At 62.5% G+C, this 11,796-nt stretch carries 11 protein-coding genes; 3 read left to right on the forward strand and 8 right to left on the reverse strand.

Annotation, left to right across the window (positions count from 1 at the left end; all coding sequences use genetic code 11):
• Window positions 1–100: 100 nt before the first annotated feature.
• A complete protein-coding gene (locus tag PSH94_RS14545) occupies window positions 101–2,614 on the reverse strand; it encodes a TonB-dependent receptor (protein ID WP_305434970.1) in 2,514 nt (837 codons plus the stop codon).
• Window positions 2,615–3,161: 547 nt separating this feature from the next.
• Here PSH94_RS14545 and PSH94_RS14550 point away from each other — a divergent pair.
• Both PSH94_RS14550 and PSH94_RS14555 read left to right on the forward strand, forming a co-directional pair.
• Entirely contained in the window at window positions 3,162–4,076 is a 915-nt protein-coding gene (locus PSH94_RS14550) for a GGDEF domain-containing protein (RefSeq protein WP_266247849.1), read from the forward strand.
• 1 nt (window position 4,077) lies between these two features.
• A complete protein-coding gene (locus PSH94_RS14555; protein WP_181076834.1) occupies window positions 4,078–5,115 on the forward strand; it encodes an AraC family transcriptional regulator in 1,038 nt (345 codons plus the stop codon).
• Here PSH94_RS14555 and PSH94_RS14560 read toward each other — a convergent pair.
• The 5 genes from PSH94_RS14560 to PSH94_RS14580 all read right to left on the reverse strand — a co-directional run bounded on the left by PSH94_RS14560 (window position 5,102) and on the right by PSH94_RS14580 (window position 9,852).
• On the reverse strand, window positions 5,102–5,983 hold the full coding sequence (locus tag PSH94_RS14560; protein WP_181076832.1) for a LysR family transcriptional regulator: 882 nt from the start codon (window positions 5,981–5,983) through the stop codon (window positions 5,102–5,104). The two genes, PSH94_RS14555 and PSH94_RS14560, sit on opposite strands and share 14 nt — an antisense overlap.
• Before the next feature lie 119 nt (window positions 5,984–6,102).
• The gene (gene ycaC, locus PSH94_RS14565) at window positions 6,103–6,720 is read right to left on the reverse strand and encodes an isochorismate family cysteine hydrolase YcaC (protein ID WP_181076830.1); all 618 of its coding nucleotides are present in this window, start codon (window positions 6,718–6,720) and stop codon (window positions 6,103–6,105) included.
• A gap of 22 nt (window positions 6,721–6,742) precedes the next feature.
• Complete coding sequence (locus PSH94_RS14570; RefSeq protein WP_305434977.1) at window positions 6,743–8,581, reverse strand: amidohydrolase; 1,839 nt, start codon at window positions 8,579–8,581, stop codon at window positions 6,743–6,745.
• Window positions 8,578–9,168, reverse strand: coding sequence for an antibiotic biosynthesis monooxygenase (locus tag PSH94_RS14575; RefSeq protein WP_181076827.1), 591 nt, complete (start codon window positions 9,166–9,168; stop codon window positions 8,578–8,580). Before PSH94_RS14575 ends, PSH94_RS14570 begins: the two co-directional genes overlap by 4 nt.
• Before the next feature lie 96 nt (window positions 9,169–9,264).
• On the reverse strand, window positions 9,265–9,852 hold the full coding sequence (locus PSH94_RS14580; RefSeq protein ID WP_181076825.1) for an NUDIX domain-containing protein: 588 nt from the start codon (window positions 9,850–9,852) through the stop codon (window positions 9,265–9,267).
• A gap of 141 nt (window positions 9,853–9,993) precedes the next feature.
• Between PSH94_RS14580 and PSH94_RS14585 the strand changes: the two genes are divergently transcribed.
• Window positions 9,994–10,920 (forward strand): alpha/beta hydrolase, encoded by a 927-nt coding sequence (locus tag PSH94_RS14585; protein WP_181076822.1) that lies wholly within the window; start codon window positions 9,994–9,996, stop codon window positions 10,918–10,920.
• Window positions 10,921–11,274: 354 nt separating this feature from the next.
• Here the strand turns inward: PSH94_RS14585 and acpP are convergent, their stop codons facing one another.
• Entirely contained in the window at window positions 11,275–11,514 is a 240-nt protein-coding gene (acpP, locus tag PSH94_RS14590) for an acyl carrier protein (protein WP_181076821.1), read from the reverse strand.
• Window positions 11,515–11,524: 10 nt separating this feature from the next.
• A complete protein-coding gene (locus tag PSH94_RS14595) occupies window positions 11,525–11,776 on the reverse strand; it encodes a hypothetical protein (RefSeq protein WP_181076819.1) in 252 nt (83 codons plus the stop codon).
• Window positions 11,777–11,796: the final 20 nt, after the last annotated feature.

Here is an 11,796-nt window from a genome sequence, read left to right on the forward strand (position 1 = left end):
AACGCTGTGGGCTTGAGGGCTTCAGTGGGTCAGCTACTGATGCGTCAATTGCCAGGCCCTCATCGGGGGCAAGCCCCCTCCCACATTGGAATTGAGTGAGTTAGAAATGCGTGAAGGTCAGGCCCACTTTGTAGGTGGGGCCGTACTCTTCGTACTGGCCGTTGTAGCCGCGGTGGCCGGTGTAGACGAAGTACGACTCATCGGTCAGGTTCTGGGCCTCGAAGCTGACTTGCAGGTTCTTGCTGAGGGAATAGCGCGCGCTGAAATCGACGAAGGTCTGCGCGTCGACATGCAGGTCGTGGGCCTTGTCGTTGATCGACGCCAGCTCATACAGGTAGGCCGATTTATAGTTGGCCGACAGGCGCAGGCTGAGCTTGTCGTCTTCCCAACCAAGCATCAGGTTGCCGACGGTGTCCGACTGGCTGGGCAGGCTGATGTTGCGTTTGCGATTAGTGCCGCTGGCAGCGTCGAAACCTTCGATGTCCGCGCTGGAGCGGCTGAACGTGCTGTTGGCGCCCACCAGCAGGCCGTTCCACGGCGCGGGCAGCCAGTCGAATTTCTGCGAGTAGGCCAGCTCCAGGCCATACAGCTTGGCGCTGTCGCCATTGGCGTAGGTGTGGGCCTCGGCGAAGTTGGCCCAGGCCCCGCTGCCGGCCAGGTCGGTGTTGTAGACGAAGTTCTGGATGTCCTTGTAGAACACGAACGCCGAGACGGTGCCGGCACGCCCCATGAAATGCTCGATGCCCAGGTCCAGGTTGCTCGACTCCAGGGGTTTGAGGTCCGGGTTGCCGAAGGTGGCTTCGTCATCGTCGATCACAAACCCCGGCGCCAGTTGGCCGAAGGTCGCGCGCACCACGGATTTGGTCCAGGCCGCGCGCACCTGGGTGTTCTTGTCGATCTGATAGCGCGCGTGCAGGCCCGGCAGCCAGTGATGATAGCGGCGCCGAGTGTCGGTGGCGGTGAATTGCCCGTCGGTGGCGCCGGTGCCCTTGGCTTCGAACTCGGTGCCTTCGTAGCGCAGGCCGGCGATAAAGCGCCAGTCGTCGATATCGATCGTGTTCATCAGGTAGCCTGCGTTGATGTCTTCACGCAGGGTGAAGTCGTTGACCCGTGATTCGGTCTCGTCGTAGAAGTCCGCGCGGTTGAGGCCGCCGATCAACTGCTTGATGCCGCTGGCGCTGATGCCAGGGCCGTAGTTGCCCAGGCGATAGTCGACGTTGCCCTTCTGGAACTGCGTCAGGTTGAGCTGCTGGTCGGTAAAGCCCAGGCTGTCGAAATCCTTGTAGACCCAGGCTTGCAGGTCGTTGTCCTTGTTGCGCCGGCTGACCTTGCCGCCGAATTTGACCTGGGACGCGTAGCCGCTCAGGTCGTAGTCGCGGGCCAGGTCCAGGCGCAGGTTTTTCTCGGTGTCTTTGGTGTTCTGTTTTTCCCAGTCGACTTTGTCGAGGGTGAAGTTGGCCGGGTCGTAGAACGCGCTGCCGATGATCGGGCGCGGTTTGTCTTTGTCGTAGAAACCGCTGTCGGCGAAGTCGCCGCCGTCGAAGGTGGCGCCGGCAATGTGCGCCGGGCTGTCTTCGCTGGACTGGCTGTAGCCGGCCTGGCCGCTGAGAGTCCACAGGCCGAGCATGCGTTCGCCGCCGAACACGTAGGACTGGATCTCCTGGGTCTCTTCGCGGTTCTTGAGCTTGCGTTTGCCCTCGGCTTCGCCCAGCTGGCCCGGCGCCTGTGGGTCGGCAAATTCCAGGCTGGTGGAGTTGCGGGTTTCGGTGTCCGTATAGCGGCTATAGAGGGTGCGCAGGTAGTAGCTGCTCAGGTCATCGGGCTTGTAGTCGAAGTTAAGGCCACCGCCGGCGCGTTCGCGGCTGATGTCGTAGTCGCGCTGCTCGAACTCGTTGAGCCGCGCACCGTCGGTGAAGTCCCAGGCGCCACCGGTCTCGACGTTGTCCGAGCCGAAATCACGCTTCTGCCAGCTCAGCGCCGCGGCCACGCCGAAGTTGTCGATGCCATCGCCGAGGCTGAAGCGGTTACTGGCGGCCCCGGAGAATTTGGGGCTGGTCTGACGGGTGTTCTTGTCGTAGCTGGCTTCGCTGCTGCCGGTGTAGAACAGGCCCTTGTGATCGAAGGCCGACAGGCTTTGTACGTCGACGGTGCCGCCCAGGGAATTGGCGTCCATGTCCGGGGTGAGGGTCTTGATTACCGACAGCGACTGCACCAGCTCCGATGGCAACACGTCCAGGGCCACGGCGCGGCGGGCGCTTTCCGGGGATGGCACCAACGTGCCGTTGATGGTCACGCTGTTGAGGTCCGGGCCCAGGCCGCGCACGCTGACGAAGCGCCCTTCGCCCTGGTCGCGCTCTACACTGACGCCAGGCAGACGCTGCGCCGCTTCGGCGACGTTCTCGTCCGGCAACTGGGCCACGCCGTCGGCGTGCACCACGCTCTTGATGCTGTCGGCGCTACGCTGCTCCTTGAGCGCCTGGCTGATGGCGGCGGCCTGGCCGACCACGTCGACATGCTCGGTGGCGGCCGCGTCAGCCGCATAGAGCCGCTCGCTGGCTATCGCCAGGGCCAAGGCAGTAAGCGTGAAGCTGACGAGCCCGGTGCGCTTGTACATGCAATCCTCCCCAAGAATCCGTTCGGCGCCAGGCAAAGGGCCCGGCAACTGGGAGGGCACGCTAGGGGTGGGGGATGACGGTTCTGTGACAGCGATCCGCGTAAAGCCCTGTAAACCGCGGCTTTCAGCCATGAACTGAGATGAAATGAGCTGATATGACCTGCAAATCTCCGCTGTGGGAGGAGGCTTGCCCCCGATGGCTGTCTAGCAGCCGACAGATATGCCAGCTGCCCCACCGCCATCAGGGGAATTGGTATCTACATAGCATGAGAAAATGAGTTTGTTGTGGTGAGCAGGCTTGCCCTGCGCTGGGCTGCGAAGCGGCCCCATTCCACGCGATGTGGTTTTAGCTGATACACCGAGGCGCCTGGATTTGGGGCCGCTTCGCAGCCCAGCGCGGGGCAAGCCCGCTCACCACAACAAGCCCGCTTTTTGTGGCGCAGCGTGTTTGTGGTGAGCTGATTCGACCTTTCCCCGTTGTCATCCAACCGTCACATCCATCTGCTGTGCTGGCGCCCTTCGCTTCTTTGCCCAAGGACTCGCGGCCATGTTCTCCGTGCTCAAACCCCACCGCTGGAAACTCGCCCTGCTGCTGCTTGCCGCCAACCTGGGGCTGATGCTGCACCTGGCCTGTGGCGAGCTCAAAAGCGTCAGCGAATGGGAATGGCTGGATATCGTCGGCGAAGGCGGCTCGGCCCTGCTGGCGCTGGTGTGGCTGGGCCTGGTGCTGAAAAGCCGCCCCGCCGGACGGGTCACCAATTACCTGGTACTGGGCCTGTCGTGCATCTTCTTTTCCTGGTGGATCGACAGTCTGGACGAATTTATCCGCTTGCCCGACAGCGTCACCTGGGACCATTGGCTGGAGTCCGGGCCGATGCCGGTCGGCATGATCCTGCTGACCCTCGGCATCTACCACTGGCACCGCGAGCAACTGGCGATCAGCGCACAAATGGAGAAACGCGAGCGGGTGTTCCGCGAACATCGGCTGTTCGACAAGCTCACGCCCCTGGGCGGTGCCGACTACCTCAAGCGTCAGTTGGCCGAGAGCCTGCAGGACAGCCGCGAGCAGGTCCAACCGCTGTCGCTGCTGGCCCTGGACCTGGATAACTTCGCGGCCATCAACCAGGCCTATGGGCATGCCGAAGGCGATGCGGTGTTGCAGGCCCTCAGCCAGTTGCTGTTGCTCAACCTGCGTCGCCAGGACCTGCTGTGCCGACTGGCCGGCGACCGCTTTGTGGTGCTGCTGCCCAATACCGGCGAGCGCCAGGCCAAGGACATTGCCCTGGAATTGCAGCAAGCGGTGCGTGGCCTGGCCCACAAGACCCGCCAACAGGGCGAGCGCCTGCAGCTGGCGGCCTCCACGGCGGTGGTGATGGCCCTGGACGAGCCGCCCCACGACCTGCTCAAACGCCTTAACCTGGCCTTGGCCAAGGCCAAGCAACCCCTGGCGAAAAGTGCCTGACATGGCGATCAAAACACGCTGGTATGAAAGCGACAGCCGCTTCATCCCTGGGCACTATCAACCCGCCACGCTGATCGACCTGGCTTTGTCGCGGGACATCGACAGCCATCGCCTGCTGCGCGGCACCGGCTTGTTCCACGAAGACATCCTGGCCGGCAACGCGCGTTTGAGCCCGCAGCAATTTCTGGGATTGATCGGCAACAGCCGCAGGTTGCTCGACGCCGACGACAGCAGTTTTCTGTTCGGCCAACGCCTGTTGCCCGGTTACTACGGCGCCGCCAGCCACGCCCTGGGCCATGCGCAGAACCTGCACCAGGCGCTGGAGGTACTGATCCAGTTGCAGGTGCTGCTCAGCCCGCTGGTAGCGCTGCATCTGGAGTTGGACGAACACCATGCCTACCTGTACTGGCAGGACAGTTGCGGGGCGGGCGAGCACTGGCGCTTTCTGCTCGAGGCCAGCATGACTTCGCTGGTTGCCATGAGCCAATGGCTCAGCGGCCAGCGCCTGCCCTGGGCCTGCAGTTTGAGCCACGACGAGCCGCGCTACGTCGAGCAGTATTGGGTGCACCTGGGCGAAGACACCCGCTTCGCACGCCCCCTGGACATGCTGTGCATCCCCCGCGAGTACCTGGCGCAGGCCTGGCCCGGCGCCTCGGCCACCGCCGCTCAGGTTGCGCGTCAACAGGCCCGCGCACAGATCGACCAGCTGGGCTTCGCCGACAGTTTTCTCGACTGCCTCTACGATTATCTACGCGATCAGGTGCGCCAGCCGCCCAACCTGGAACAGGCGGCGCAGGCGTTCGCCATGAGCCCGGCGACCCTCAAGCGCAAACTGCACAAACACGCCACCGGTTTTCAGGAACAGGTCGACCGCGTGCGCAAACAGGTGGCCTTGCACCTGTATCAGGTCAAGGGTTATAGCAACGATGAGGTGGCGGCGTATCTGAACTTCAACGACGCGGCCAATTTCCGCCGCGCCTTCAAGCGCTGGACCGGCAGCACGCCGAGCCTGATCCGTCAGTTGTTCAACAGCCGCTAGCCAGGCGCTCGCGCAAAAACTCCACCAGCGCCTGGACCGGCCGTGAGCTTTGCCGGTGCTGCGGATACACCGCCGAGAGCGTCAAGGCCTCGGGGGCGAACGCATCCAGGACGGTGACCAGCCGCCCGTCCTGCAGGGCCTCGGCGACGATAAAAGTGGGCAGGTAGGTGACGCCTAACCCGGCAATCGCGGTGTCGCGCAGTAAATCGCCGTTGTTCACGCGCATGCGCCCGCTGACACTCAGCGCCTGCACCTTGCCTTTGAAGCGCCATTGCACTTGGCGGCCGTGGCCGTAGGGCAGGCAGTCGTGGTCGACCAGGTCTTCGGGTTTCAGCGGCGTGCCGCGCAGCGCCAGGTAATCCGGGCTGGCGCAATAGACCCGCGCGACACTGGCGATGCGCCGCGCGATCAATGTGGAGTCTTCCAGGGTGCCGATGCGCAGCACCAGGTCGTAGCCCTCGCCGATCAGGTCCACGGGACGGTCGCTGAGGTCCACCTCCACCGTGACCTGCGGATAACGCTGCAGGAACAATGGCAACAGGCAACCCAGGTGGGCAATGGCAAACGACAACGGCGCGCTGAGGCGAATGGTCCCGCGCGGCTCGCTGTTTTGCCCGGCGATGCCCTGTTCGACCTGCTCGACTTCACCGAGCAGGCGCAAGGCGGATTCGTAATAGCTCTGCCCCAGGGGCGTGACATCCAGGCGGCGCGTGGAGCGATTGAGCAAGCGCACGCCCAGTCGGTCTTCCAGCTGGATCAGGCGACGGCTGACAAACTGCTTGGACAGGCCCAGTTGCTCGGCGGCGGCGGTAAAGCTGCCGGATTCCATGACCTGGCAGAACAGGCGCATGTCTTCGAAGGGGTTCATTGTCGCTTCTCGGTGGACATTTGAAGGGTTTTATAACCGGACGGTCGCAACACCACAAATAAAATGTGGGAGGGGGTAAGCCCCCTCCCACATTGATGACCTACAGACTTGAAAACCGCTTACTTGGCCGTGAACGCCGAGTAGCTGTTCATCAGGTTGCGGTAATTGGGGATACGCGGCGACAGCAGGTTGGCCAGGCCTTCCATGTCGTTGCGCCAGTCAACCTGCAGCTCGCAGGCCACGGCGAACCAGTTGACCAGTTGCGCGCCGGCGGCGGTCATGCGTGCCCAGGCGGCCTGTTGCACGGTTTCGTTGAAGGTGCCGGACGCGTCGGTGACCACGAACACGTCGAAGCCTTCGTCGAGGGCGCACAGGGTCGGGAACGCTACGCACACATCCGTCACCACACCGGCAATGATGATCTGCTTGCGACCGGTCGCCTTGACGGCCTTGACGAAGTCTTCATTGTCCCAGGCGTTGATCTGGCCAGGCCGGGCGATGTACGGCGCGTCCGGGAACAGTGCCTTGAGCTCCGGCACCAGCGGGCCGTTGGGGCCGCTTTCGAAGCTGGTGGTGAGGATGGTCGGCAGGTTGAAGAACTTGGCGACATCGGCCAGGGCCAGCACGTTGTTCTTGAACTCGTTGGGGGAGAAATCCTGCACCAGGGAAATCAGGCCGGTCTGGTGATCCACCAACAGCACCACTGCGTCATCTTTGTTCAAGCGCTTGTACGTCATGGGTTAACTCCTTGGGTTGGGATTAGAAGGCAAAGCACGAGCAGCCGAACGCGCCCCAGAAACCCTGGAAGTCGCTGACCGGCACACTGGAAAGGCGCGCCTTTTCATGGCTGTGGGCATGCACGCCGCACGGGCCGCTGCATTGATGAACCTGGGCCTGCAACGGCGAGATGGGGCGCCAGTGCCCCGGCACCTTGACCACCGGCGACCAGTCCGGCAGCACCGGCACGCGCGGCGGTGCGTAATCTTCGAAGTCGCCGGCGCCATACACCACCTTGCCGCCGACCACGGTCAACACCGACTCGATCCACTTGATGGCTTCTTCATCGACGCTGAAAAAATCCGCCGACAGCGCGGCGACGTCCGCCAATTGGCCGACCTTGATCTGGCCCTTCTTGCCCTGCTCCGAGGAGAACCAGGCGCTGCCATGGGTAAACAGTTCCAGCGCGGTGAGACGCGGCAGACCTTCGGCGTGCAGTTCCAGGCCGCCGACGGTGCGACCGCTGACCATCCAGTACAGCGAGGTCCACGGGTTGTAACTCGAGACCCGCGTGGCATCGGTGCCGGCCCCTACCGGTACGCCTTCGGCCAGCATGCGCTTGATCGGCGGCGTGGCTTCGGCCGCTTTGGCGCCGTAGCGCTCCACGAAATATTCGCCTTGGAACGCCATGCGGTCCTGGATCGCGATACCGCCGCCCAGGGCGCGTACGCGTTCGATGTTTTTCGGGGTGATGGTCTCGGCGTGGTCGAAGAACCACGGCAGGCCATTGAACGGAATATCGCGGTTGACCTTCTCGAACACGTCGAGCATGCGCGAGATCGATTCGTCGTAGGTGGCGTGCAGGCGAAACGGCCAGCGCTGCTCCACCAGGTGACGCACCACCGGTTCCAGTTCCTGCTCCATGGTCAGCGGCAGGTCGGGGCGCGGTTCGAGGAAGTCTTCGAAGTCGGCTGCGGAGAACACCAGCATTTCACCGGCACCGTTGTGGCGCAGGTAGTCATCGCCCTGATGCAGGGTGACGCTGCCGGTCCAGTTCTTGAAGTCGCTGAGTTCTTCCTTGGGCTTTTGGGTGAACAGGTTGTAGGCGATGCGCACCGTCAGCTGCTGGTCCTTGGCCAATTGCTCGATCACGGCGTAGTCATCGGGATAGTTCTGGAAACCGCCGCCGGCATCGATGGCGCTGGTCAGGCCCAGGCGATTGAGTTCGCGCATGAACTGGCGAGTCGAATTGACCTGGTATTCCAACGGCAGTTTCGGGCCTTTGGCCAGGGTCGAATACAGGATCATCGCATTGGGCCGCGCCACCAGCATGCCGGTTGGGTTGCCATTGCTGTCGCGCACGATCTCGCCACCCGGCGGGTTCGGCGTGTCCTTGGTGTAGCCAGCCACGCGCAGAGCCGCTCGGTTGAGCAAGGCGCGGTCGTACAGGTGCAGCACGAACACCGGGGTGTCCGGCGCGGCCTGGTTGAGTTCTTCCAGGGTCGGCATGCGTTTTTCGGCGAACTGGAATTCGTTCCAGCCGCCCACCACCCGCACCCACTGCGGCGTCGGGGTGCGGTCGGCCTGGTCCTTGAGCATGCGCAGGGCATCGGCCAGGGACGGCACGCCTTCCCAGCGCAGTTCGAGGTTGTAGTTCAGGCCGCCACGGATCAGGTGCAGGTGCGAGTCGTTGAGGCCGGGGATGACCGTGCGCCCCTTGAGGTCGATAACCTGCGTTGCGCTGCCGCGCAGCGCCAGGGCTTCACCGTCGGTGCCGACGACGACAAAGCGCCCCTGGTGAATGGCGACGGCGGTCGCACGCGGGTTTTCACGGTCCACGGTGTGGAACTGGCCATTGAACAGGATCAGATCGGCGTTCATAGGGTTTCCTTTACAGAGGCTTCGAGCCAGGGAGCGAACAGGCGTGTGGCGGCCGGCATCAGCAGGTACACCACCAGTACCACGATGGTCACGGTGACCAGGAACGTGGACACCACATAGTTGGAGAGCAAAGGATGCAGGCGCAGCACCGGGCCCCAGACGATCGGCACCAGCAAGGTCAGCGGCAGGATGACGCAAAGCGTCACCACGGCCTGCTTCCAGCGCGGTGGCTTGGCGGCGCTGTCGGCCAGCGGGGTGAACCAGAATTCATTGGCGGCGCCGATTTCGGTCTGGTCGCCATCGGCCAGCATCGGTGCGGCTTCGTCAATCAGGGCCTTGCGTTGGGGGGAGTCGAGCCAGCGTTCCAGGTCATCGGTGGAGCGGTAGCGCAGCACGCAGGTAAACAGCGCGAGGCCGTCCTGCTTGCCGCGTACCACGTCGACGCCCAGGTGCCCGGGCCGTTCGCCGGCAATGCGCACGATGCGCCGCAGCCAGGCTTCGTAGTCCGCCTCAAGGCCGGGTTTGATGCGGTGTTTGACCACCAGGGTGACGATTTCGTCGGGCCCTGTCTTGGGTGCTGGTTCCATGGCGTGCCCCTCTGCTTCGAGATTTCAGCGATGAGGGGAGTTTGCCGGGGGCGGGCTTGGGAAAATTGGATATACGTGCTGTGTGGATGAAGTGGCCTACCAGCCTTCTTTCAACATCCGCAACTCTAGGTGCTGCAGCAGCATGATGGTCTTGCCATCCACGATCTCGCCGCTTTGCACCATCGCCAATGCGTGTTCGAAACCCAGCTCCAGCACTTCGATGTCTTCGCCCTCTTCTTCCAGGCCACCGCCCTGGCCGACCTGGTCGGCGGGTTGGTATTCGCCGATGAAAAAGTGGATGCGCTCGGTCACCGAGCCGGGGCTCATGAATGCCGCGTACACCTTCTCGACATGCCCGACGCGGTAGCCGGTTTCCTCCTCGGCTTCCAGGCGGATGCGTTCTTCGGGACTGGCATTGTCGAGCAGGCCGGCCGCTGTTTCGATCAGGTAGCCATGGTAGTCATTAACGAATGTGGGCATGCGAAACTGGCGGATCAGCAACACGGTGCGTTGCGCACGGTTGTACAGCAGGATGGTCGCGCCATTGCCACGGTCATACACCTCGCGTGTCTGGGCCTGCCAGCTGCCATCGCGACGGCGCAGGTCGAAGCTGTATTTCTTGAGGTTGTACCAGTTGTCCGAGAGCGTTTCTTCGGCGGTGATGCGTACGGGGCTGCTGTCCATGATCGGGCCTTTGCTCAAAAGAGCAGGAGCATGTCCCGCAGCTGTCGCCAGCGTCAAGCCGGCCTACGATGGTCGAAATAGTTCCTGCCGGTGCGGCGCATCTGGTAAAAACCCTGCTTGATCCGTTGACCTGGAACGTTCATGTCGTCTCGTTTGCTGTCTCGCCTGGGCCTGCGCTGGTTTCCCCTGCTGTGCATGGCGTTATTGATCGTGGGCCTGCCGGTGGGCTGCAGTCTGCTGCAACACAAGGAGCGCGAGCTGGTGTTTCGCATCGAGCCGGGCACCGCCAGTTGGTACAGCGGCCTGCCCAAGGCGGTGCAGGAATTCGAACTCAAGCCGGCCAGCTTCAAAGCGGGGCAGAACATTCACGCCTGGTGGTACCCGGCGGCCAGCAAGGACGCGCCGGCGATCCTCTACCTGCACGGCGTGCGCTGGAACCTGACCGGGCAACTGTTTCGCATCGAGCAATTGCATGCCCTGGGTTTTTCGGTGCTGGCCATCGACTACCGGGGCTTTGGCCAAAGTCACGGCGACCTGCCGTCCGAAACCACGGTATATGAGGACGCACGCATCGCCTGGGAACGCTTCCAGGTGCTGCAACCCGATCCACGCAAACGCCTGATCTACGGACACTCGCTTGGCGGCGCGGTGGCCATCGACCTGGCGGCGGAACTGGGCCGGCAATCACCCGTGCCGGTACGCGGGCTGGTGATCGAATCGACCTTCACCTCCCTGGCCGATGTGGCTACGGCCGTCGCCGATACGTCGTTGCCGGTGCGCTGGCTGCTGTCGCAGAAGTTCGACTCCATCGACAAGATCGCCGACATTCGCATGCCGCTGCTGGTGGTGCACGGCCTGGACGACCGCTATGTACCGCCGCGCTTCAGCGAGCAATTGTTCGCCGCCGCTCAGCAACCCAAGCGCCTGTTGCTGGTGCCGGGTGCCAGCCATAACAACAGCATGAGCCTGGCCGGCCGCACATACCGTGAGGCCCTTGATCACCTGATGCAATCGAAGATGCCGACGCAGGCCATTACCCACTCCACAAGCCGTGACGGCGACTCTTGAGCGCTTTTCGGCACTGGGTTCGAACAGGCCTGTCAAGCGCAAACCCTGGCCATGCTGGGCCAAACCACCGGTTGATCAAATAATGACCTTCGGCGAAATCGCCAACCCCGCCGGGGTCCGGCAAAGTTATCCACAGAGATACCCACGGTTTTCGTGGACAACTCTTTTTATTTTTTTACGATTTTTTTGTGCGGTATGGCACTTCGGCAAAGGGGCTTGCCAGCAAAACCCTCGCCACTGCGATTGCGCAGCCTGATCACCGAGTCGCATGCGTCGAATATCGAGGCATATACGCAACCCCAGCTGGAGGCGCTGCACGGGGATGCCTAGCCACCGCAGTGGTGCGGGTTTGTCCTATGGCTTAACGTGTGACGTCGCATAATCGATGGCCAGTTGAACCGTGGTGATTTTCTCGGCCTCCTCGTCTGGAATTTCCATTTCAAACTCATCCTCCAAAGCCATCACCAGTTCCACCGTGTCCAGTGAGTCGGCCCCCAGATCGTCCACGAATGAACTGTCGTTCTTGACGTCGGCTGCTGCGATGCCCAGCTGTTCGGCAACGATTTTTTTTACACGCTGTTCGATGTCACTCATTTAAATATCCTCACTGGGTGACCTTGGAGCCGAGCGTTTCTTTGGGGCCCAGTACGCCGGTCGCATGCAGTAGTTTGTCGACGGCATGCAACACGCCAATGTCCTCAAGGGTTGCGTTCTTATTCAGGATGCGCCGCAGACAGGCGTAAATTTTCAACTCGCCGATAGCTGCGTCGTCATACCGCACACGCTCGTCGAGGATGATGTTGGCTTTTCGGTCGATATTGACTTGTAAAAACTGCTTCAACTCGGATTTAGTCATGGCCATTCTCCTGGCTGAGT

The organism is Pseudomonas sp. FP2254 (genome assembly GCF_030687695.1).
GTDB lineage: Bacteria > Pseudomonadota > Gammaproteobacteria > Pseudomonadales > Pseudomonadaceae > Aquipseudomonas > Aquipseudomonas quebecensis.